This is a genomic window from Algoriphagus aquimarinus, from assembly GCF_900112005.1.
Lineage (GTDB): Bacteria > Bacteroidota > Bacteroidia > Cytophagales > Cyclobacteriaceae > Algoriphagus > Algoriphagus aquimarinus.
On the sequence record NZ_FOKK01000005.1, the window covers coordinates 134,472 to 157,348 of the forward strand.

At 40.3% G+C, this 22,877-nt stretch carries 24 protein-coding genes; 9 read left to right on the forward strand and 15 right to left on the reverse strand.

All coding sequences use genetic code 11. The features are described from left to right. Positions 1 to 11 precede the first annotated feature (11 nt). Positions 12 to 1,307, forward strand: a complete 1,296-nt coding sequence (locus tag BM291_RS08230; RefSeq protein WP_139229063.1) for a BamA/TamA family outer membrane protein — start codon at positions 12 to 14, stop codon at positions 1,305 to 1,307. Here BM291_RS08230 and BM291_RS08235 read toward each other — a convergent pair. The 3 genes from BM291_RS08235 to BM291_RS08245 form a co-directional block, all read right to left on the reverse strand. Further along, positions 1,304 to 2,014, reverse strand: a complete 711-nt coding sequence (locus tag BM291_RS08235) for a 2-phosphosulfolactate phosphatase (RefSeq protein WP_092896191.1) — start codon at positions 2,012 to 2,014, stop codon at positions 1,304 to 1,306. The genes BM291_RS08230 and BM291_RS08235 overlap by 4 nt on opposite strands. Continuing rightward, positions 2,015 to 3,109, reverse strand: coding sequence for a glycine cleavage system aminomethyltransferase GcvT (gcvT, locus tag BM291_RS08240; RefSeq protein ID WP_092896192.1), 1,095 nt, complete (start codon positions 3,107 to 3,109; stop codon positions 2,015 to 2,017). Positions 3,110 to 3,216: 107 nt separating this feature from the next. After that, complete coding sequence (locus BM291_RS08245) at positions 3,217 to 3,543, reverse strand: HesB/IscA family protein (RefSeq protein WP_092896193.1); 327 nt, start codon at positions 3,541 to 3,543, stop codon at positions 3,217 to 3,219. Positions 3,544 to 3,633: 90 nt separating this feature from the next. On the opposite strand from BM291_RS08245, the gene mce reads away from it, so the two are divergent. Both mce and thiL read left to right on the forward strand, forming a co-directional pair. Continuing rightward, on the forward strand, positions 3,634 to 4,038 hold the full coding sequence (gene mce / locus BM291_RS08250) for a methylmalonyl-CoA epimerase (protein ID WP_092896194.1): 405 nt from the start codon (positions 3,634 to 3,636) through the stop codon (positions 4,036 to 4,038). A gap of 208 nt (positions 4,039 to 4,246) precedes the next feature. Next, the gene (gene thiL, locus BM291_RS08255) at positions 4,247 to 5,281 is read left to right on the forward strand and encodes a thiamine-phosphate kinase (protein WP_092896195.1); all 1,035 of its coding nucleotides are present in this window, start codon (positions 4,247 to 4,249) and stop codon (positions 5,279 to 5,281) included. A 265-nt stretch (positions 5,282 to 5,546) separates the two neighbouring features. Here the strand turns inward: thiL and BM291_RS08260 are convergent, their stop codons facing one another. The 9 genes from BM291_RS08260 to BM291_RS08300 form a co-directional block, all read right to left on the reverse strand. After that, the gene (locus BM291_RS08260; protein ID WP_092896196.1) at positions 5,547 to 7,124 is read right to left on the reverse strand and encodes a M1 family metallopeptidase; all 1,578 of its coding nucleotides are present in this window, start codon (positions 7,122 to 7,124) and stop codon (positions 5,547 to 5,549) included. 325 nt (positions 7,125 to 7,449) lie between these two features. Next, on the reverse strand, positions 7,450 to 8,280 hold the full coding sequence (gene tsf, locus BM291_RS08265; protein ID WP_092896197.1) for a translation elongation factor Ts: 831 nt from the start codon (positions 8,278 to 8,280) through the stop codon (positions 7,450 to 7,452). Between the two features lie 201 nt (positions 8,281 to 8,481). Then, positions 8,482 to 9,243: a 30S ribosomal protein S2 gene (gene rpsB / locus BM291_RS08270; protein ID WP_092896198.1), complete on the reverse strand. Its 762-nt coding sequence runs from the start codon at positions 9,241 to 9,243 to the stop codon at positions 8,482 to 8,484. 40 nt (positions 9,244 to 9,283) lie between these two features. Beyond that, complete coding sequence (rpsI, locus tag BM291_RS08275) at positions 9,284 to 9,670, reverse strand: 30S ribosomal protein S9 (RefSeq protein ID WP_092896199.1); 387 nt, start codon at positions 9,668 to 9,670, stop codon at positions 9,284 to 9,286. A gap of 11 nt (positions 9,671 to 9,681) precedes the next feature. Beyond that, the gene (rplM, locus tag BM291_RS08280; RefSeq protein WP_092896200.1) at positions 9,682 to 10,125 is read right to left on the reverse strand and encodes a 50S ribosomal protein L13; all 444 of its coding nucleotides are present in this window, start codon (positions 10,123 to 10,125) and stop codon (positions 9,682 to 9,684) included. A 181-nt stretch (positions 10,126 to 10,306) separates the two neighbouring features. Next, on the reverse strand, positions 10,307 to 11,017 hold the full coding sequence (locus BM291_RS08285; RefSeq protein ID WP_092896201.1) for an RluA family pseudouridine synthase: 711 nt from the start codon (positions 11,015 to 11,017) through the stop codon (positions 10,307 to 10,309). Positions 11,018 to 11,095: 78 nt separating this feature from the next. Continuing rightward, the gene (locus BM291_RS08290) at positions 11,096 to 12,172 is read right to left on the reverse strand and encodes a sensor histidine kinase (protein WP_092896202.1); all 1,077 of its coding nucleotides are present in this window, start codon (positions 12,170 to 12,172) and stop codon (positions 11,096 to 11,098) included. Next, entirely contained in the window at positions 12,173 to 12,865 is a 693-nt protein-coding gene (locus BM291_RS08295) for a response regulator transcription factor (protein WP_092896203.1), read from the reverse strand. It abuts the gene before it with no gap. A gap of 151 nt (positions 12,866 to 13,016) precedes the next feature. Then, the gene (locus BM291_RS08300; protein ID WP_092896204.1) at positions 13,017 to 13,808 is read right to left on the reverse strand and encodes a DUF3108 domain-containing protein; all 792 of its coding nucleotides are present in this window, start codon (positions 13,806 to 13,808) and stop codon (positions 13,017 to 13,019) included. A gap of 180 nt (positions 13,809 to 13,988) precedes the next feature. Between BM291_RS08300 and recA the strand changes: the two genes are divergently transcribed. Next, positions 13,989 to 15,026 (forward strand): recombinase RecA, encoded by a 1,038-nt coding sequence (gene recA / locus BM291_RS08305; protein ID WP_092896205.1) that lies wholly within the window; start codon positions 13,989 to 13,991, stop codon positions 15,024 to 15,026. An 85-nt stretch (positions 15,027 to 15,111) separates the two neighbouring features. Here the strand turns inward: recA and BM291_RS08310 are convergent, their stop codons facing one another. Further along, positions 15,112 to 16,359, reverse strand: coding sequence for an ABC transporter permease (locus BM291_RS08310; RefSeq protein WP_092896206.1), 1,248 nt, complete (start codon positions 16,357 to 16,359; stop codon positions 15,112 to 15,114). A 117-nt stretch (positions 16,360 to 16,476) separates the two neighbouring features. On the opposite strand from BM291_RS08310, the gene queA reads away from it, so the two are divergent. From queA to BM291_RS08335, 5 genes are all read left to right on the forward strand, one after another. Next, complete coding sequence (gene queA, locus BM291_RS08315; protein ID WP_092896207.1) at positions 16,477 to 17,526, forward strand: tRNA preQ1(34) S-adenosylmethionine ribosyltransferase-isomerase QueA; 1,050 nt, start codon at positions 16,477 to 16,479, stop codon at positions 17,524 to 17,526. Positions 17,527 to 17,627: 101 nt separating this feature from the next. After that, positions 17,628 to 18,317 (forward strand): 2-C-methyl-D-erythritol 4-phosphate cytidylyltransferase, encoded by a 690-nt coding sequence (locus BM291_RS08320; RefSeq protein WP_092896208.1) that lies wholly within the window; start codon positions 17,628 to 17,630, stop codon positions 18,315 to 18,317. Positions 18,318 to 18,445: 128 nt separating this feature from the next. Next, positions 18,446 to 19,273: a LiaF transmembrane domain-containing protein gene (locus BM291_RS08325; protein WP_092896209.1), complete on the forward strand. Its 828-nt coding sequence runs from the start codon at positions 18,446 to 18,448 to the stop codon at positions 19,271 to 19,273. A gap of 26 nt (positions 19,274 to 19,299) precedes the next feature. After that, a complete protein-coding gene (locus tag BM291_RS08330; protein ID WP_245786808.1) occupies positions 19,300 to 20,340 on the forward strand; it encodes a sensor histidine kinase in 1,041 nt (346 codons plus the stop codon). Continuing rightward, the gene (locus BM291_RS08335) at positions 20,337 to 21,062 is read left to right on the forward strand and encodes a LytR/AlgR family response regulator transcription factor (RefSeq protein WP_092896210.1); all 726 of its coding nucleotides are present in this window, start codon (positions 20,337 to 20,339) and stop codon (positions 21,060 to 21,062) included. Before BM291_RS08330 ends, BM291_RS08335 begins: the two co-directional genes overlap by 4 nt. A 220-nt stretch (positions 21,063 to 21,282) precedes the next feature. Here the strand turns inward: BM291_RS08335 and BM291_RS08345 are convergent, their stop codons facing one another. Then, the gene (locus BM291_RS08345) at positions 21,283 to 21,504 is read right to left on the reverse strand and encodes a DUF2795 domain-containing protein (protein WP_024284896.1); all 222 of its coding nucleotides are present in this window, start codon (positions 21,502 to 21,504) and stop codon (positions 21,283 to 21,285) included. Between the two features lie 77 nt (positions 21,505 to 21,581). Then, entirely contained in the window at positions 21,582 to 22,829 is a 1,248-nt protein-coding gene (locus tag BM291_RS08350; RefSeq protein WP_092896212.1) for a DUF349 domain-containing protein, read from the reverse strand. Positions 22,830 to 22,877: the final 48 nt, after the last annotated feature.

Genomic DNA, 22,877 nt, shown 5'->3' on the forward strand with positions numbered 1-22,877 from the left:
GATCTAAGAAGTTGAGTTATCAGGTGGCTTCTGCAAACTCAGAAACTATCAATAAACCGAAGTCAAGTTTTAAGGAAATCTCCATTTTCTCTATAAAACCATTTTTAATCAATGCCTTACTTATCCAGGTTTTGACAACTGGAAGACAAATGGTCAATTTTATACTGACATGGTGTGCAGAGGAAAGCCAAGTGATAATGACTTACGTATCTTCAATCATGAAATACTTCGCGCTTGTTTTTTTGCTTTTTTTATTATGTTCTATCCCTGATGGTCTAGCTAGACAGGATAAGGATAGCATTAACTCTAAACTTACAGTTGTTGTTTTGCCTATAGTGTATTTTACACCAGAGACGAGCTGGGTCTTTGGGGCAGGAACAGTCGCTAATTTCAAGCTCGGTCAGGCAAGTGAAACTTATGAGAGTCAAATTGCTACAGGTATAGCCTACTCTTTATACGACCAGATTTTAACTTTTTCTAACTGGAGAATTTACACTGACGAAAACAAAAATCTATTTCTAGGTGAATTGGGGTGGTATCGGTATGTGTTTTTCTTTTATGGAATTGGCCCAAACGTGGAGGAAGCAAATAGGGAGTCTTATAATGCAATCTTGCCAAGATTTCGTTTTTCTTATGCTCGACAAATCAAACCTAATATCAACCTAGGCTTGAGATATACTTTTGATAATTTCAAAATCACAGAAAAATTGGATGGAGGACTTCTCACATCAGGCGATTATGTCGGCGAAAATGGTGGAGCTATAAGCGGGCTAGGACCCTTGTTGATCTATGACTCTAGAGACAATCAGCTTTTTCCCACGAAAGGGAATTATCTAGAGACCAGTATTCAGAGATTTGATGGTTTTTTGGGCAGTGATTTTAACTATTGGAATTTTATGGTTGACGCCAGGAAAATATTTCAATTAAAAAAAGACCAACTATTGGCGACTAACTTGTTGGGACAGTTTAATGCTGGAGAAGCCCCCTTCTTTGCGCTTTCTCAACTTGGAGGCAACAAGGTTATGAGAGGACTATTTGAGGGGAAATACCGTGATATGAATCTGATCGCGTTCCAGACAGAATACCGAAGGATGTTTTTACCTCGATGGGGAGCTGTCGCTTTTGGTGGTGTTGGCAATGTGTTTTCTTCCGAAAACCCTTTCGAGCTTGGCCAAACAAAAGTTACCTATGGTGTAGGAGGTAGATTTAAATTAACAAAAAAGAAAAAGCTAAATCTACGTTTAGATTTAGCTCATTCTCCTGGAGAGGATCTTCAGTTTTATTTTACTTTTGGAGAAGCCTTTTAAAGCTTTATACCAGTTAGAATCCCGTTTTCCACTTTGCCTACCAAGCTGAATAAATCCAACGTAAGGCAAAAGTCTATATCGGAATCGATGTTGTGATTTTGTAGACGTTTAGCATGGGAAGCCTGAGATAGAAATCCTTTCAAATTGTGGCCTTCTTTCTCATAAAGTGATTTCATAGCTATCGCTCCATCATCTTCAGCTTCATGCGTTCTTTCAAGTGCCTTCACCAATGCGCCAGCATAAAGGGAGTCTTCTAAATTGAATTTACCTTTCCAGCCAGCACAGTGAATCAGTACATCTTTATCTCGTGATTGGATGTAACTGACAGTCGCTTGAAGATTTGGGAAAGAACCTATTAGGATTTCATCAGCTCCAGCGGATTTAGAAATAGCAAGTGTCCCATTAGTAGTAGTCATTGCTAGCTTTTGGGACTGGTGTTCACCAGATAGGTAGGCTAGAGGAGAGTTTCCTAATTGGAAGCCCTCTGCCTTAATACCATTTCTTTCTCCGGCGATCAAATAGCCAGAGGAGGCCATGGCTCTACATTCTTCAAGATCAGCGCAGGTTTTTATCTCCGAGATTCCATTTGCCAGTGCAGCAACCATCGTGGAGGTGGCGCGAAATATATCGACCACCACCACTAGCTTGCCTTGCAACTCGTGCAAGTGAATTAATTCTGGACTGAAACAGATTTCTACTTGTTGCATTTATTTTTTCAATAGTGGAAGTTTTTCCACTTGAGCTTTAAGGTTCTTATTTCTTACCTGAATGAAAATCTCTGTACCAGCTTTGCTGAATTCAGTTTTCACATATCCCATTCCAATTCCTACACTCATGCTTGGAGACTGAGTTCCTGAGGTAACTTCTCCGATCACTTCTCCAGCTGCATCCACAATAGGATAATGTCCTCTTGGAATGCCTCTTTCTTGCATGATAAAGCCAACCAATTTCTTGGATACTCCAGCTTCTTTCTGTGCTGCAAGCGCATCAGAATTGGTGAAGTCCTTGGTGAATTTAGTGATCCAACCCAACCCAGCTTCCAAAGGTGAAGTGGTATCGGTGATGTCATTTCCGTATAGACAATAACCCATTTCCATTCTGAGTGTATCTCTAGCACCAAGGCCGATTGGCTTGATATCAAAGTCTTTTCCAGCTTCGAACACAGCGTTCCAAACCTTCTCAGCATCCTCATTTTTCACGTAGATCTCAAATCCACCGGAGCCGGTATATCCCGTTCCAGAGATGATCACATCCTGAACTCCTGCAAATTCTCCTACAGTGAAATGATAAAATTTGACATCAGAAAGATTAACTGGGGTCAGGGATTGAACTGCTTCGATTGCCTTTGGACCTTGAATAGCGAAAAGTGAAATCCCATCAGAGATATTAGTGAGGGTAGCGCCCATGGTATTGTGCTGGTTTACCCAAGCCCAATCCTTATCGATGTTCGAAGCATTTACGACCAGCATATACTTCTCGTCTTCAAACTTGTAAACGATCAGATCATCTACGATTCCACCAGTTTCGTTTGGGAAACAAGAATACTGTGCTTGTCCAATGACGATTTTGGAAGCGTCATTTGAAGTTACTTTTTGGATGAGGTTGAGAGCTTCCGGGCCTTCCACCATGAATTCGCCCATATGGGACACATCAAAAACTCCCACGCCATTTCTCACGCAAAGGTGCTCTTCATTATCAGAACTGTAACGCACAGGCATGTTATATCCTGCAAAAGGCACCATTTTACCGCCAAGGGCAACGTGCAAGTCATTGAGTTGGATTTTTTTGATTTGCTCTTCCATAATCTGGGTTAATTTTCTAGTGGGCAAAGGTAAGGATTGAGGCGAAAAATGCACTAAAAAAGGCAACCTGATCGGGTTGCCTTCTATTATTTGTGTGCTATTCTAGTTTACACGGAGAAGCTTTCACCACATCCGCAGGTTCTGCTAGCATTTGGATTGACGAATTGGAAACCTTTTCCATTCAGTCCGTCGGTGAATTCTAGGGTAGTTCCAGCTAGGTAAAGCAAGCTTTTTCTGTCCACTAGGATTTTCACTCCTTTATCTTCAAATACATGGTCAGTATCTACTTGAGCGCCATCGAAGCCTAAGTCGTACATTAGACCTGAGCAGCCGCCACCTTTCACCGAAACACGTATATTTTCATTTTCTGCGCGTCCTTCCTCTTTTTTGAGCTCTAGGATACGCTCTTTGGCTTTGTCAGAAACGATTATCATATTTTTATATATTACTTTGTCTTAAGTTGAAGTAATGGGAAAACAGGCTTGCTCCCAAAATGATTCACTGCAAATATAGCAAATTTAAAAATGAGGAAAATCGAGCATATTGGAATAGCTGTAAGCGATCTAGAAAAGTCTAATTCACTTTTTGCGAAGCTACTTGGAAAAGAACACTTCAAAACGGAGAAAGTTGATGGAGAGAAAGTAGCAACCTCCTTTTTCCAGGTTGGAGAAACGAAAGTTGAGCTACTCCAAGCAACAGATGAAAGTAGTCCTATTGCTAAATACCTGGAGCGAAAATCAGAAGGTGTACATCATATCGCTTTTGACGTGGAGGATATTACGGCTGAAGTTGAAAGACTCAAAGCCGAAGGCTTCGAGATCCTGAATGAAATCCCAAAACTGGGAGCAGATAATAAATTAGTGGTATTTTTACATCCTCGAAGCACGAATGGTGTTTTGATTGAGTTGTGTCAGGAGAGAAGTATTTGATTGGAAGATTGAAAGATTTTAAAATTGAAAAATTCTTCTTGAGAAAAATATGTGAGGTAAAGTTGGAAAGTGGTAAAGTATGGAATAGGACACAAACCCTTTTTAGACCTCGTAAATACTACTTCTTAAATCTAAATTGCAGGGAAAAAGCCTGAGTTAAAATAAATTTGAAACGCTGCGTCGTTGCGCCGCCGCGAGAAAAAATAGTATGTCAGAATCAGAGAAGAGAACAGAAATAAGCGATTTGGGTGAGTTCGGCTTGATCGATCATCTAAATGAGAAAGTAATTATTAAAAACTCCAGCACCTTGAAGGGCATTGGTGACGATGCTGCAGTGATTGAAGCTGGAGACATGGTCAAAGTCGTGACCACTGATCTATTGGTGGAAGGCGTTCATTTTGACCTATCCTATGCACCATTGCCTCATTTGGGTTTCAAAGCTGTGGCGGTAAATGTATCTGACGTAGCAGCTATGAATGCTATTCCAAAGCAGATCACGGTAAGCATCGCGCTTTCCAACAGGTTCTCTGTGGAGGCAATTGATGCGCTCTATGAAGGAATTCATGCAGCATGTGAGCATTATGGTGTGGATTTGATTGGCGGTGATACTACGGCTTCCAGAAGTGGTTTGGTGATCTCTGTGACTGCGATCGGCGAAGCAAAACCTGAGCAAATCTCTTATAGATCTGGAGCTAAAGAAAATGACATTCTTTGTGTGACAGGTGATCTAGGAGCAGCTTTGGTTGGATTGCAAATCTTGGAGCGTGAGAAGGAAGTCTTCCTAGCCAATCCTGACATGAAGCCAGATCTGGGGAAATATACCTTGGTAACTGCTCGTCAATTGAAGCCAGATGCTCGTGTGGATATCATTCATGAACTTCGGGAAATGGAAGTAGTTCCTACAAGTATGATGGATATTTCTGACGGATTGGCTTCTGAGATTTTCCATATCTGCAAAGCTTCAGGAGTTGGAGCGACTATTTACGAAGATAAGTTGCCAATTGATAAGCAGACTTTCGATACTGCTGTAGAGTTGAATCTAGATCCGATTACCTGTGTGATGAATGGGGGAGAAGATTACGAGTTGCTATTTACGATTGATCAGAAGGACTTTGAGAAACTAGAAAAGCATCCGGATATCCACTTTATCGGTCATATCACGAAGTCTGAAGAAGGTAAATTCTTGGTTACAAAAAGTGGAACCGCAGTGCAGATTAAAGCTCAAGGCTGGAAACATTTCTAGGTAATATTTCTATCCTCAACTCTAAAAGGCACCTAAACTTCTTTGCTTATCGGGTGGGAAGATCGATGACCGGTGACCGAAGTTACTTTAGTGCGAGTGTTTACCATACATTAAGAAGCTTTTGTCTTATACTGGTTCAGTTTCGGATTAAAAGATTTAAAAATAGCATATACTTGGAAACCAAAAAACCTCTTCAAATTCAATTGAAGAGGTTTTTTATGGTTAAGGATCTTTTCGGAATATAGAGATCCTAAAATTTAAAGACTTATTTTTTCAGCATTAACCAACCCCGTGGATCGACGATTGGAAGGCTTTTACTATTTATCAAAAGTGGTTGTTTGCCTAGTGTCACTGTTTCTATTCCCTTTTCTGTTTCCACCTCAACAGGCAATTGGAAATCAATTCCGAGCAACGAAACTTCGTAACCTTTCTCTCCTTTTTTTGAGATTTTCACTTCTGGAATGTCAGTCGTATAGAGATATAACTGAAAGAAACCTTCCAAGTCTTTCCTTGAATAGGATTGAACAAAATCGATAAAATCACGGGTATTGACTTGATTTTCATAGGTAAATCGCGGGTCACTAGAGAATGCTTTCAGCATAGGGAAGAAAACGTCATCACCCAAAACCCAGCGTAAGGAATGCATCACATAAGCGCCTTTAGTATAAATTTCTGGATGATAGGCTTCCTCTTCTGTACTGTTTACAGCACTGACCACTGGCTTCGAATGTGAAATTTGTTTTAATGTGCTTTTTGCTTTTTTGAAATAAGCTTCTTCTCCACCGTGCTCCCAATAAAACATCCAGTCTCCGAAGGAGGTAATTCCCTCTTGAATCCAGAAATCTGCCCAATCTCCCACTGATACTTTATTTCCGAACCACTCATGTCCTAATTCATGGTGTAATAAATTGTCATAATTGACTGAGCCCATCTTTACAAATCGATAGTTATTCCCATATGCATTGATGGTCTGATGCTCCATGCCGAGGTAGGGAGTTTCGACTATCGCAATCTTATCTTTCGGCCATGGATATGCTCCAAAGTATTTTTCCTGTGTTTCGGTAGAAACCTTAAGCACCTCCAAAATGTCCTTTGCCTTGGCTTTGTTTTCCTGCAATACCCATACATGCATAGGGATTTGATCTCCCGAAATAGAGGAGAAGTTTATCTTTTCCTCGTGGAAAATTCCCATGGTAAAGTTGATTCCATAATTGTTAATCGGATAATCTGTTCTCCAATAATAAGTCAGCTTTTCGCCTTCTTGTTGGATTTGATCAAGTCGTCCGTTACCTGCAACGTAGTATGGTTTTGGAACGGTAATCAACAAATCCACGCCTTCTAAAGCTTCTGAAGACGGGTGATCCAGCGCAGGCATAAATACCTTTCCCCCTTCACCTTGGGATGAAAAGCCCATCCAATCATTTCCCAGGTTATCTTTTTTCCAAGTAAATCCACCATCCCAAGGCGGATTAGGAGCAATTGGGGTTTTTCCTTCATAGAAAATATCCACTGCATCGTAAGTAGAATTTCCCACTCGAATATCTAGGAGATCATTTTCATGTGAGAATTCTACTTCAGCCCCATTCATTTGTACACTTGTCACTTTATATTCATCGATAAGGTCGAGTCGAAGAATATCTAGCTTTTCTATGGTAGAAAAAGTAACTGTGCTTTTGCCTTTGATCGATTGAGTAGCGGGATAAAGCTCTAATTCCAACCTGTAATGCTTCACCTCAAACTTTTCCTGAAGCGGATCAATGGGGCCTCCCCAATCCCAATTTTGGCCGATGGCCAAAGAAATCGAAGCAATTAATAGAATCGTAGTACAAAGAATATTTTTCATTATAGTAAAATAAGGTTCTGGATTTGAGTAGCAGGGACTAATTCTAATAGTGATTTAGTATTGTTTTCATGTAAGATCAGGGATCTCGCAAGCAATCCTAAAAGTATGGATATTCATTTGGTGATCCTCAGAATAGTCAACTTTGAAATTTATTTTTCCAAATCAAATGTTCGAATTCTACCAAATACAAATATCAAATCAAAAGGTGTTTACTTCCTGTTTTTGACAGTTTGAAGTTTCGGGATCTATCAGAGCAGCATTAATCAAAAAAAAACCTCTTCAAAATTAATTGAAGAGGTTTTTTTAGGACTAAGAATCTTTCGGATTAACCGATAGATACTCTTTTGAATGCAGATACAGTCATTCCCTTGCTTACACTGTCAAGGTATTGAGCAATAGTTTTGTTGTTGTCTTTCACAAAAGACTGGCTAAGAAGCGTATTCTCTTTGTAGAACTTGTTCAGTTTACCAAGAGCGATTTTCTCAAGCATTTCTTCAGGCTTACCTTCAGCTCTTGCTTGCTCTTTTCCAACTTCGATTTCTCTCTCTACTACAGAAGAATCAACTCCGTCTTTGTCCAAAGCAACAGGGTTCATCGCTGCAATTTGCATTGCTACGTCTTTTCCAGCTTCTTCTACGTCAGCTCCGCTTGTGTTAGTCAATCCTACCAATACACCTAATTTACCATTAGAGTGGATGTAAGGAACTACAGTTTCAGCTTCGATGATTTCGAAATGAGACACTTCGATTTTCTCACCGATTTTGCCAGTCATCTCAATGATTTTCTCTGAAACAGTTAAGCCTTGGAAAGGAAGTGCATATAGCTCTTCAACAGAAGTAGCACTTTTTTCTACAGCAAGGTCAAGCAATTCATTAGCAAAAGTTACGAAGCCATCATTTTTAGCAACGAAGTCAGTTTCGCAAGTCAACGTAAGCAAAACACCTTTAGCGCCATTTTCAGACACTTTAGTTACAGCTACACCTTCTTTAGTCTCACGGTCAGCTCTTGAAGCAGATACTTTTTGACCTTTCTTTCTGAGGATGTCTACAGCTTTCTCGAAATCACCTTCTGATTCGGTAAGTGCTTTCTTGCAATCCATCATACCGGCACCGGTCATTTGTCTCAATTTGTTTACTTCTTGTGCAGTAATTGCCATTGTGTTATCAGTTTAAAATAAAACGGGATAAATTCTTTTGGAACCTTGAGGTCAGAACACTAAAGAAGGTCTGTACTCGAGGAGTGATTATAGTTGCTTCTTGGCGACTGGCACCTTGAAGAATAGGATAAAACAAAAAAAATTGAACATAAGCCGAAACTTGATGTTCAATTTTTAATTTATTTCAAATCAAGTTGTGGATTATTCTTTTGTTTCAGCGTCCACAGCTTTCTTAGCTTCTTCCTCTTCAGAAAGTTTAGCTTCTTCTTTGTCTTTCTTACGCTCTGAAAGACCTTCTTCGATAGCTGCACCGAACGCTTTAACTAGTAAAGAAACGGACTTGAAAGCATCATCATTAGCTGGGATTGGGAAATCTACCTCATTTGGGTTAGAGTTCGTATCAACTAATGCGAAAACAGGGATACCAAGCTTTTTTGCTTCAGCAATTGCGATGTGTTCTCTTTTGATGTCCACGATGAAAAGTGCAGCAGGTAGTCTGCTCAAGTCAGCGATACCGCCAAGAACATCTTCCATTTTGTCTTTCTGACGTGAAACCATCAAACGCTCTTTCTTCGCAAGGTTCTTGTAAGCTTCCTCTTTCATCAATTTGTCCAAACCGGACATTTTCTTCAATGATTTACGGATAGTAGCGAAGTTGGTCATCATACCACCTAACCATCTTTCAGTTACGAAAGGCATGTTAAGTCTCTTCGCTTCAGATGCTACAAGATCTTTCGCTTGCTTCTTAGTAGCAACGAACATCACTTTTTTGCCTGAACGTACGATTTGCTTGATTGCGTTAGATGCTTCGTCGAGGCATACAAGCGTTTTGTTAAGATCGATAATGTGGATACCATTTCTCTCCATGAAAATGTATGGAGACATTCTTGGATCCCACTTTCTCGTCAAGTGTCCGAAGTGAACACCAGCATCTAGTAAGTCTTTATATTCTAATTTTGCCATTATAAAATGTGTTTTTCTTATATAAGGAGGAATCTCCAGATTAACGTTTAGAGAACTGGAATTTTCTTCTTGCTTTTCTACGTCCTGGCTTCTTACGTTCTACCATTCTTGGATCACGAGTAAGGAAACCTTCTTTTTTCAAGGCAGGTCTGTGTTCGATGTCGAATTCGCACAAAGCTCTGGAGATAGCCATACGGGCTGCTTCTGCCTGACCTTTGATTCCGCCGCCGTCTACGTTGATCTTGATGTCGTAGTTGCCATCCACGCCTACTAGGGCTAATGGCTGCTTCACTACGATCTGGTGTAGATCGAATGGGAAGTAAACTTCCAAAGAACGATTGTTTACGGTGATAGTACCATTTCCTGGAGCCATGTAAATTCTGGCTACAGAGGTTTTTCTTCTACCGATTTTGTTGATCATTTCCATGAAATAGACGATTAAAGAGTGATGGCTTTAGGCATTTGCGCTGCATGAGGATGCTCAGATCCTTCATACACGTACAAGTTGCCGTATAATTTTCTTCCCAATCTGTTTTTAGGCAACATGCCTCGTACAGCTTTCTCGATCAAGATCGTTGAAGATTTCTCTTTCAATAATCTTGGCGTAGAAATACGCTGTCCACCTGGATAACCTGTGTGTCTCACATAAACTTTGGAGTCCCACTTGTCACCAGTTAGTCTGATTTTGTCTGTATTGATTACAATGACGTTGTCACCACAATCAACGTGAGGAGTGAAGCTTGGCTTCGTCTTACCTCTTAAGATTTTCGCTACCTCACTAGCCAATCTACCTAAAACTGCAGCTTGGGCATCCACTACCACCCATTGCTTTTCTACAGTTGCGGCATTGGCTGATACGGTCTTATAGCTCAAAGTATCCACTGTGTAACTGTTTAATATTTAGCTTGTTAAATTTATTTCACCCTCAAAAAGGGACACAAAGATAGGAGTATTTTGTTTTGGATGCAAAATATTTCCAATACTAAGTCCTAATTTTCACAGGATTAGCTTTTTACTACCAATCAAAACCAGGTTTTCCTGGCTGTTTTTCGATCTGGAATTCTTAGCTGGTTTTCTCTAATTGAGTGACCAAAACCTTGAAATCCTTCGGATAAGGCGCATTCACGAATATTTCCGTGTCGTCCAAACCTTTAAATCCAATCGAATAAGCATGAAGCGAAACTCGCTGCATAATTGGTAATTCTTCTGTCTCTTTTTTTAAATTGAAGCGACGCTTGATAGAAGAAAGGTATAAAGGGTTGCCTCCGTATAAGGTGTCTCCACAAATGGGCGACTTCAGGTAAGCCAAATGAACCCGTATCTGATGCAGTCTCCCAGTGATGGGTTTGCACTCGACTAAGGTATGAGCGTAATAGGTCTTCAACGTATTGAAAATCGTTTGCGCTGGCTTGCCGTCTTTACTTACTTTGGCGATTCCTTTGTTGTTGGCTAAGAGATTTCGGTCTACCAGCTCATTGCTGAATTCCTTGATCCCTTCCACCACTGCATGATAGACTTTGTTTACTTTTCTGCTTTCAAACTGCATGGCCAAATGCCTGTAGGCCGCTGGATTCTTGGCAATCACTAGACATCCTGAGGTTTCCTTATCCAATCGATGACACAGTTGGGAATCGGGGATGTGTGTCTTGGCTAAGTCTAGGATGTTCTGCGCTTCATGCCTATCGTCTAAGCTTGATAGGTATGGCGGTTTATTGATTACCAGGTAATCCTCGTTGTCAAACAGAATAAGATTCTCAAAATCTACTTTCTTCATGGATTCTCCTGCCTCTTCAAATGAGGCTGCAAAAGTAGGGAAAAAAGGATGGGTAAAAAACTTCTCTGACTTTTATTATTAGAGAGTTACCACTTTAAGCTTTTCTTCTGGGGAGTCGATTTTCACTAAAGGAAGTGAAAAGCTGAAAACAGATCCTTTACCCACAGTAGAGCTTACCGATATTTTGCTTTTGTGTCCCTCCAGAATATGCTTTACGATAGCTAATCCTAAGCCTGTTCCGCCTTTTTCCTTGGATCGGCTTTTTTCGACACGGTAAAAACGTTCGAAAATCCGTTTTAAATCTTCCGGAGGAATTCCCTGTCCATCATCTTTGACGTCTACCTGAATCGTGTTTTTCAATGTTTTAAGAGTAATATTCACCTCTCCGCCATTATGATTGTACTTCATGGCGTTGAAAATTAGGTTTTGGCACACCCGATAGATTTTCTGCCTATCGCCAGTAGTCAAGTAATGCTTATTAGGCTCTACGTCGAATTTGATATGCATTTCCCGCTTGGAAGCTTTGTGTTCCAGCTCCTCCATTACCTCTTCTAAGAGATCTTGAAGGTCAAATTCGGTGAAATTAAATTTGATTACACCACTTTCCATCTGGTTCAGCGTAAGGAGGTCCTGAACTAGGATGTCCAGAGAATCCAAGCTTTTGGCTGCACGTTTCAAGAATCTCATCCGAACTTGTTTGTCGTCTATTGCTCCATCCAAAAGCGTATGTATGTAGCCTTGAGTGGCGAAAATAGGAGTCTTTAGTTCGTGCGAAATATCCGCGATGAATTCCCTTCTAAACTCAGCATTTTTCTGTAGCGTGTCAATTTCTTTTTGACGCGCAATCGCATAGGAATTGATGACTTTGTTGATTTTCCGCAGGGGAGAAATAGAACCTTTTCTACCCTTTTCGCTGATTTCAGACAGATCTTTTCGCTGGATCTTTTCCATCAGGGAATAGATATCTCCAATCTCCTTGAAGATCAAAAACTCTAGCATGAATGAGATCAGCAGGTAAGCAGATGAAAAAGAAACACCCCAAGCCACAAAGAGCAGAATGGGAGTGGATTCATCCATTAATGACAAAAAAGCCGCAACCAGAGCCGAAATGGCTAAAGCCAGGATTAAAGAAATTCCTCTGGAAGTGGTAAACATTTATTGCCCTAATTCGAATTTATAGCCTACACCTTTAACAGTAGTGATATAGTCTTCTCCGATTTTCTCACGCACTTTTCTGATATGGACATCGACGGTTCTCGCCAATACAAATACGTCCGCGCCCCAGATATTCTGAAGAAGTTCGTCTCTACTGAAAACTATATTAGGGTTTTTGGCTAGGAAATACAAAAGCTCAAATTCTTTCTTAGGCAAAGTGATAGTCTTGCCAGCTTTGTCAATTGTATAGCTGCCACGGTCAATAATCAGGTCTTTGATCTTGATTTGGACCTGCTCTTGCTCTTTCTTGGATTCACGTCTGAACAAGGCTGAAATCCTGCTCATCAGCGCTCTTGGCTTGATAGGTTTAGTGATGTAATCATCCGCTCCCACATCGAATGCCGCCACTTCAGAATATTCTTCCATACGTGCGGTAAGGAAGATAATAAAGGTGTTTTTGAGTTCTGGGATTTGACGTATCTGAAGACAAGTTTCTACCCCATCCTGATTAGGCATCATGATGTCAAGTAAAATCACGTCGGGTAAAAATTTTGCAGCAGTTTTTACTGCTTTCAGTCCATCTTCTGCAGTTGCTACTTCGTAGCCTTCCTTTACAAGATTGTATTTCAGGATTTCAACAATATCAGGTTCATCGTCAACTACCAGAACTTTGATTTTTTGCTTATCGCTCATCAGTGATTTCTTAATGTTTGGCTTAAAATTAAGGAATATTTAAGGATTGAAGCCAAATAAAAGATTGTCAACGATCATTCACTTCCATGAAAAGGATAGGATTATTTGGCAAACACAGCACTATGTTACGGCTATGTTATGAAGTTTTGAATTAATTGTTTTTTAATCCCTTTGCTGAAATGATGTCCAAATTCAATGAGCCGATGAAGAGATTTGCTTTGATTTTCACAGGGATTTTGTTCTGATCCTTTGTGACCCACACCGTCACAGGGAATTCTCCACGGAACAGTTTGTTTTTGGGTAGCTGAGGCGAGAAGATGTATGTTTCTTTCTTGCCAAGGTTCGTGTCCAATGTTTCTGTTCCCTCGTAGATTAACTTTATGTTATATATTTCTTTATCGAAGAATCCCTTGATTTCTATGCTTTCTCCCTTCTTTAATCCTCGTAAATCTTGAGTTCTGAGGTAATAAAAACCACTGACTAAATCTTGCACCTGTCCAGGTAAATCAAAATCCTTGGTCTCTTTTAGGTTTTTATTCTCTTTATCAAAAAGCTTCATTGTCGCTTTTTTGTTCTTCTGATCGAAGTGCACAAATTCATGCTTTCTGTATTTTCCCTCTTCAATATGCCTATAGGACAAGGAGGGTAAATTCGTTTCTACATCGAGGTAGGTCCCCCAGTTGTCATTTACTTTTCCGAATATCGTAGCAGCGCCTTTTGTCTTGCCATACACATCTATTTTATAGTGTGATTTGTCGTTCTGTTCTTGTGGCCTTCTAGAGATTTGCATTTTTGCATCAGCAAGATTTAGCCATCCATAGGAAACCTCAAAGGATAACTCCTCTCCAAAAGTAAATGGAGTGATACCTGCTGAACCCTGTGCTGATAAATCAGAGAGGGTAAGAAAAATAAGAAGAGTAAGTGATCCGAGGATTCTTTTCATAAATTATAATGACAATACCTGACGAAAAGGGCAGTATTCTATAGGTATTACGAAAAAGCGTGCCGAAAGGCGATTAAAATTACGAATTTAGTGTCCCGAAACAATAGGCAAGTCCATCTTGGTAATGGTCTGTTGTTTATTTACTTTCACTGAACAATTGATTTTACAAATTCGAAACACATGAGTAATAACGCTGAAAAATTAAAGGCACTACAGCTGACCATAGATAAGTTGGATAAAACATACGGTAAAGGAACCGTAATGAAGCTTAGTGACAATAAAGTGGTGGATATCCCAGCTATATCTACTGGTTCGTTGGGTTTGGATATCGCTTTGGGCATAGGAGGAATACCTCGTGGCCGTGTGATAGAAATATATGGTCCGGAATCTTCCGGTAAAACTACCTTGACTTTGCATTGTATTGCTGAAGCGCAGAAAGCAGGTGGTTTAGCTGCATTTATTGATGCTGAGCATGCATTTGATAAAGCCTATGCAGAGAAGTTGGGGATTGATACAGAGAATCTTTTGATCTCTCAGCCTGACAATGGTGAGCAGGCACTTGAGATTGCGGAGCATTTGATTCGCTCTGGAGCTATAGATATTATCGTAATTGATTCCGTAGCTGCTTTGGTTCCAAAAAGTGAATTAGAAGGAGATATGGGGGATAGCAAAATGGGCTTGCAGGCTAGATTGATGTCTCAGGCTTTGCGAAAGCTAACAGGTGCTATCAACAAGACTGGTTGCTCATGTATTTTTATCAACCAGCTTCGTGAAAAGATCGGAGTAATGTTCGGTAACCCCGAGACTACTACTGGTGGAAATGCACTGAAATTCTATGCTTCTGTTCGTCTGGATATTCGTAGAATTGGTCAGATTAAAGAAAGTGCAGATAATATCCTTGGAAATAGAACTAAGGTGAAAGTGGTGAAAAATAAAGTGGCCCCTCCATTCAAAGTGGTAGAATTTGACATCATGTATGGGCAAGGAATCTCTAAAGTAGGGGAAATCATTGACCTAGGGGTGGAACTGGATATCATCAAAAAGGCTGGCTCATGGTTCTCTTACAATGGCGAAAAACTTGGCCAAGGACGTGAATCAGTGAAAACACTTCTATTAGACAATCCAGAATTGATGGACGAGCTTGAAGTGAAGATCAGAGCAGCGTCTGGATTATTATCCAAAGGAGCAAGTGAAGAAGTAACAGAGAAAGAAGACTAAGTACTTACGTTTTTTAAAAAGGTTACATACAAAAAGAGGTTGCTCAATCGATGAGCAACCTCTTTTTTATGGGCAATACTTTATTTTATGTAGTTCTAATGGCCTCTACAGGATCCATTCTGGCAGCAAGTGTTGCGGGGACGATTCCAGATACAACTCCAATGATAGTAGACACACCCAGTCCAAGCATGATGTTACTGAAGGAAAGTACGATGTCCAAAGTACCTAGCTGAATAAAGCTTAATAGGAACACAATGAAAATCCCGGTAATCCCACCTATCAAACTGAGGCACACTGATTCGAAAAGAAATTGGAATAGGATAAAGTAATTTTTTGCACCTAAAGACTTTTGGATACCGATAATATTGGTTCGCTCACGGACAGATACGAACATGATGTTTGCAATGCCGAATCCACCAACTAGAATTGAGAAACCACCGATCACCCAACCTGCAATAGAAATCACGTCGAATATAGATCCGATAGCATTTTGAATAAACTCAGTTTTGTTAAGTGCAAAGTTATCATCATCTCTTGGTCTTAGGCCTCTCTTTGCGCGAAGTAGGCCTGTCATTTCATTTTCTAACGCAACGAGCCCAATGTCTTCTTCCATGCCTTTAACGGCTATGGTGGGCTCCATTCCATTTCTTCCTGTATAATACATTTTGCTAAAGGCGCCGTAAGGAATCAGACACGCCTGATCTTTGGATGGAGTGTCAAATAATCCTTCACCCTCTTCTTCAAATACGCCAATTACGACGAATTTCATTCCTTTGATTTTGATCTGTTTACCAATAACCTCCTGCTGAGGATACAGCGTGTTCGCGATTTCTCTTCCTATGATTGCAAAGTTTCTTGAGGCATTGATTTCTGACTGTGAGAAATATCTTCCTTCCTCCAAAGAGATCTCATATACATCCTGATAGGAGTAAACTGCGCCTGTGAGGGCCATGCCTTCATAAGCATTACTCCCCGCTTTTACTGTAGTGGTGGACGAGGCAGAGATAGTCACTCCCTCTGCGGAAGTGAGTCTTTGTTCGAGAAATTCATACTCTGCTACTGTTCCCGGAGGTCTACGAAAGTATTTCCACCAAGGATAGTCCTGTGGGCCATTAGCAAAGGGGAATCTATCAACACGCATTACATTTGTGCCTAGAAAGGAAAAGGAAGATTTAATGTTGTTTTCAAGTGAATCTACCAATGTGAATACTGCAATAATTGCGAAAATACCCACCGTAACTCCCAAGAGGGACAATATTGTACGAGTCAGACTAGTCTTTAATGCTGAGATGGCGAAGCGAAAACTTTCCCATGTAAGTTTGAAAAACAGCATATCTTATTTAGTTGGTTTAAAACAATTTATCAAGTTAGCTGATTTTGCCTGATATTGTTAGTATCTTTGCATTTTTTAGAGTTATTCTAAATCACTCAAGACATCTAAAACTTATCTATGAAATTATCGGATTTCAAATTTGACGTTCCAAAGAAACTAGTAGCTCATTATCCTGCGGCAAACCGGGATGAATCCAGGTTGATGGTACTCCATCGAGATACAGGTGAGATTGAACACAGAATTTTCAAAGATATTACCGAATACTTCGGTGAGGGTGATGTCTTTGTTACCAATGATACCAAAGTTTTCCCAGCTAGATTATATGGCAATAAGGAGAAAACCGGAGCAGAAATCGAGGTGTTTCTATTGAGAGAATTAAATGCTGAATTGAAGCTTTGGGATGTGTTGGTAGATCCAGCGCGTAAAATCAGAGTTGGTAACAAGCTCTATTTCGGAGATTCAGATCTTGTAGCTGAAGTGATTGATAACACTACTTCTAGAGGTAGAACAATTCGATTCTTGTTTGACGGTACTGAGGAAGAATTCCATAAGACTATCGATACATTAGGTGAGACGCCTCTTCTGAAAGAATTCATTGAAAGAAAGGTAGAAGCTGAAGATAAAGAAAGATACCAAACGGTATTCGCTAAGAATGTAGGTGCTGTAGCTGCTCCAACGGCTGGTTTGCACTTTACTCCACATTTGCTGAAAAGACTAGAGCTTCAAGGCGTGGATGTAACTCCTATTACTCTTCATGTTGGGCTGGGTACTTTCCGTCAGGTTGATGTGGAAGATCTTACTAAGCACAAAATGGATTCTGAAAACTACAGCATTCCTGATGGAACTGTTGAGTTGGTGAATAGATCATTGGATGCCAAAAAGAGAGTGGTAGCCGTGGGTACTACGTCTTTGAAAACTATTGAATCGTCTGTGACTGCAAATGGTCGATTGAAAGCAAGTAGTGGATGGACAGATAAGTTTATCATTCCTCCTTACGAGTTCAAAATCGCCAATTCATTGATCACCAATTTCCATCTTCCAGAATCAACATTGCTGATGACAGCATCAGCTTTTGGAGGTTATGACTTGGTAATGAAAGCATACAAAGAAGCCATCAAAGAGAAATATCGATTCTTCTCCTACGGAGACGCGATGTTGATCCTTTAAATACTGAAAGCTCCGAAAGGAGCTTTTTTTATGTTCATACAGATATAACTTTACAGTAAAACCTGAAGAGTTTTGAATCCTTACTTTTGCGAAAAATAAGTATGACTAATAAAGCAGCAATCCTGGTAGCAGGAGGGAGAGGTACAAGGATGGGTGGGCCAGTTGCCAAACAGTATTTACCTGTTGCAGGTAAGCCGGTGTTGATGCGCACACTATCTGTTTTTTATCAGGTGGATCCTTCGATAGATTTGATTCTAGTATTGCCCGAGAATGATTTTTCATACTGGGAGGAATTATGTGCGGAGTATAAATTCAGCATTCCTCACCGTCTTGTTGCTGGTGGGAATTCCAGGTTTCAATCCGTGAGAAATGGATTGAATTCTCTGAATTTTGAGACAAAACTAGTTGCGGTCCACGATGGTGTGCGTCCATTTGTAAGTCAAGCAGTGATCGAGGAGAGTTTCGAGGTGGCGGATCTAAATGGAAGTGCAATTGCGGTGATTTCGCTGAAAGATTCCATTAGAAAGTTGACTGATGATGGCAAGTCATTCTATGAGGAGCGTCAATATTTCCGATTGGTTCAGACCCCACAGACTTTTCAAGTAGAGAAAATCAAAAAAGCCTTCGCTGTGACTGAACTTCAACAGTTTACTGATGATGCGACAGTCTATGAGAACCAAGGGTGGCAAGTGACTTTGATCTCTGGAAATGCAGATAATATCAAGATAACCACACCCGAAGACATGGATTATGCGGAATACATTGCCGCTAAGCAGATGTCTGATCGGTAAAATCCCATAGTGAAATTTCACCGACTTTTTAGTGGTGTTTACCGACTTTTAAGGTGAATTGACCTTTTGCTTATTTCAGGATGCAGTAGCTTAGACTACTTTCGATCATCAATTAAAACTATAAACAGATGAAACGAAATCGCATAAATAATAATGATGGAGGAATGATCTTTGGATTCATAATCCTCGCAGTAGGCGTTCTGATTCTATTAAGGAAACTGGATGTCTTTTATCCAGATTGGTTACTTTCCTGGCCAATGATATTAATTGGCGTAGGGGTGATTACCCTAGTTAAGCACGAATTCAAAAGCTTTTTTGGGATTATGATGCTGGGTTTAGGAATGTACTTTCTCCTTGAGCGAGAGTTTAATTTTGATTTTGGAGTTCAACGCTTCATATTCCCTATCGCACTGATTTTTGTAGGGATTTACCTGATCACTCAAAAGCGAAAGGAACAACAGGCACTCAGTGATATTCAGGATAAAATTAATTCGAAATCTACGCCTCCTGTGACAAGCAGTGAATATTCCAAAACGGAGGATACTTCTAGCTTCTCAAGCCAAGCTAGTGGTGGGAAATCTTATGCGGGTATGTCAGGAGTCTCAGGCACGAGCTACTCAGATAGAGTGTCTATAGATTCTATCATGAGCGGTATTAATAAGAGAATGCTGACTAAGGATTTTCAAGGTGGAAAGTTGACTGCTGCTTTTGGCGGAATTGACCTGGATTTAACTCAATCAGATTTCTCTGGAATAGTGAATCTTCAAGTGGATGTTATTTTTGGTGCGATCAAACTTGTAGTTCCTCCGCATTGGGATGTGCGTGTAGAGGTAACCAACATAGCTGCGGGAGTAGAAGATAAGCGTGCCTATCGTCAGGCTGAAGTTGATCCAGATAAAGTATTGGTGATAAGAGGAACAGTATTCTTCGGTGGTTTGGAAATCAAATCTTATTAACGAAATTCCCATAAATCCTCAATCCTTTGTTTTCCAAAGCATTTTCAAATCCTTCTAAAAGTAATTGGATCGTCCAAGGGGCCGGAGTAATCTGGTTTCTTGGTACGTTTGGGCTACTTATGTTTTATGGTGTTGAGCAATCAATTGCCATTGTCGACGCGTTGGTTTTTGCCTTATTTTTCTCCTTAGGAGTAAATATGCTGGATCGGGTTTTTGGGTTTTATATCCCCAAAGGAAGTAACAATTGGTTGCTGCTTGGATTGCCACTTTTATATAGTTTTATCGCCGTTTTGGGACATCAATATTTGCTCAAATGGGTGTACTCTGACAAAGAGACTTATCTGATTTTTCTTAAATCTCACCTGTATCTTCGATGGGCTATATTGGGTTTGGCTGAAGTATTAGTGGCTTTGATTGCTATCGTGGTATCGAAACTCGAGCAGCAAGGGGAAACACAGGAGCGGGAAGCGATGATGAATGAGCTTTCCCGAGAGGCAGAATTGACACAGCTGAGACAGCAGCTTCAGCCTCACTTTTTGTTTAATAGTCTTAATTCAATAAGTGCACTGACTGTTTCACAGCCATTGAAGGCTCGCGAGATGGTGCTGCAGCTGTCAGACTTCCTTAGAGGCACGATCAGAAAGGACCATCAGCAGTGGGTCAGTTTGGAAGAGGAACTGAGTTATCTGAAAATGTATCTTGATATCGAGCGTGTTCGCTTTGGACATAGACTAGAGATAGAATTTGATGTGACTGATGAGGTGAAGCAGATGCGTTTACCGCAATTGCTGATTCAGCCATTACTTGAAAATGCGATAAAGCATGGGCTTTACGGCATTATAGAAGATGTGAAAATCATAGTTCAAGCTTATAGGGAGCAAAATTATTTGATGTTGAAAATTGAGAATCCTTATGATCCTGACGCGGCAGCACCGAAAGGAACAGGTTTCGGTTTGAGTTCAGTAGGCCGTAGATTATTTTTGCTTTTTGGCAGAAAGGATTTACTCGAATCGAAAACTGTGGATTCAGTATTTACAGTAAGTATAAAAATCCCCCAACAGAAATGATCAAAACTTTAATCATAGATGACGAGCCTTTGGCGGCGAGTATAGTGCAGGAGTTTTTAGCAAATTATCCACAGTTCGAACTTTTAGACGTCTGTCAGAATGGGTTTCAAGGGCTGAAGTCTATCCAGGAGCATGAACCGGATCTGATTTTCCTGGATGTGCAAATGCCTAAAATCACAGGCTTTGAAATGCTGGAGTTACTGGATGAGCCCCCTGCTGTGATTTTTACTACGGCTTTTGATCAGTATGCTTTGAAAGCCTTTGATGCGATGGCTATTGATTACTTACTCAAGCCGTTTTCCCAAGTCCGATTTGCGCAAGCCATAGAAAAATTTCTAGCTCAACAAGCAGGGAATGGGGAGTCTGTCCAAAAACTAAATGAAATGGCAGAAAAGCGAAATCGCTTGGTCGTTCGTGTCAAGAATGAAATTAAAATTATCCCTACGCATGAGGTGACTTTTTTCGAAGCCGAGGATGATTACATAGCTATTCATACGCCATCCGGAAAATACCTGAAAAAGATGACGATGAAGTCTCTAGAGGAAGCGTTGGATCCGGCCAAGTTTGTGAGAGTTCACAGGTCCTATCTGATCAACTTGAACGAGATCACTAAAATAGAGCCGTACGAGCGTGATAATTACTTGGTGTTACTTCGTGGTGGTGAAAAAGTACCAGTGAGTAAGACCGGCTATGCTAGACTGAGGCAGGTGCTTGGTTTATAGAAAGCAAAAGTGGTCAGTATTAAGCTTGCTAATTGTGGATAATGCTGGCGCAAGTCTTCACACCTGCGTGCAACAGGCAGGCTTGTGTCTTTTGAGATGCAGTCTGAAGACTGCAATGCTTTTGGTTCAACTCATGAAACTTGAACCAAGTGGTCATTTGTTCTCTAAGTAGCGAATTAAACAAAAAACAAAAGCCCTGATCACTCAGGGCTTTTTGCATTTAATATTCGTCTTCGTTGAAGAAGAAGTCGTCTTTGGTCGGATAATCTGGCCAAATCTCTTCGATGGTCTCATAAGGTTCCCCATCATCTTCTAATTCTTGTAGGTTTTCTACTACTTCCATTGGCGCGCCGGATCGGATGGCATAATCAATTAATTCATCCTTGGTGGCTGGCCAGGGTGCATCCTCTAGATAGGATGCTAATTCGAGTGTCCAGTACATAGTGTTTATTTTAAAGGAGTTCCGGAGTTTAAGGGTTGCAAAATTATTCTTTTTTTGTAATAATTAGCGGTGTATTTCTATTTAAAAGAAAGTTGTTTCAAAATATAATTTTTCACATCCACTTTTCTCTTCACCGCAAATAATTTTTTCTTCATCATAATATCAAAATCAGCTGACTGAACGCGGAAATTCTCCGTATTGTTTTGTGCCGCTTCCAGCTCAGTTTGATCTCTGTGCAATAAATCTTTTAATAAAGCGGTTTTTATCTGAATTTGTTCCGATTCTGGTTTCTCGTCAAAATCAGGGTATTTTCCATGAACTAGTTTTTCTAAGAAGGCCTTTTCAAAGACAATGTCTGAGAAGAATTGGAATGACCTTACGATCAGATTTGCTTCCCTTGGTTTACGAGGAGGTAGTTTTCTCCATTCTTCCTGAATCAATTTGGCTCTTCCGACAAGCTCATAGGAAGTAGGTTTCCCTGACAAAACTTTGATCTCTTCTGTCAAAGTTTCCACTTTTCGCATTAATTCCCGAGGGTTCATTTGAGGCCCCGTTTGAAGCGTCCTTTTATACCTAGAGAAAATCCGATTGTTCAACTTGGAAAATTCATCCCAAAGAGGTTGTCTCTTTTCTGCAGGAACTTTGCCTGCTTCTTTCCACTGTCGTTGAATCTTCTTTGATATTTCAAAAGCAGTTTTAGCGTCTGGAAAATCGTGAGCTTCTCTGGCTTGAACCACCAATGCTTCATATACCTTGATGTTTTCTTCTGCCTGAAGAGCAAGTCCCTCAAAGAAATGTCTTCTGTTTTCGAAGAAATGCTGCACTATATCATTGAAGGTAGTTTCAATTTCTTCTTGATTTTCCTTGTCTACAGGACCTGTTTTGATCCAGCGAAGTTTTAATTCCTTATAAAACTCCGTTGTTTCTTTCCAGTCGGTATCGTCTTTTTTCTCTTCTGCTTCAAGTATTAAAGCTTTCTTGACCTCAAGGTTTTTGGTTCTATTCACCTGAATAATCTCGTTCAGGTAATCCTCTTGCTCGCTAAGGTCCTTGATAAGAGGCTCAAAGTCACCCAATGCATCAGATTGCATCAGTGATTCTCTGAGGTGAATGAGTTTCATTAAGAAGGATCCTTTATTCTGATTTTCCTGAATGTTATTTTTGAGTTTGGCTACTTTTTCTTTGAGTTGTTCAAATCTTTCCTCAAAATACTTAATCGTAGAGGCCTCATCTTCTTTTACTTCTCCGATAACCCTATCGTCCTGTCCCAAAAATCCCCTCAAATAAACTTTGTCGTTTTTGATATATCCATACGGATGCTCCATTGCTTTACAGTAGGTTAGGTGGCGGTTTTCGAATTTCCGCAAATTAAT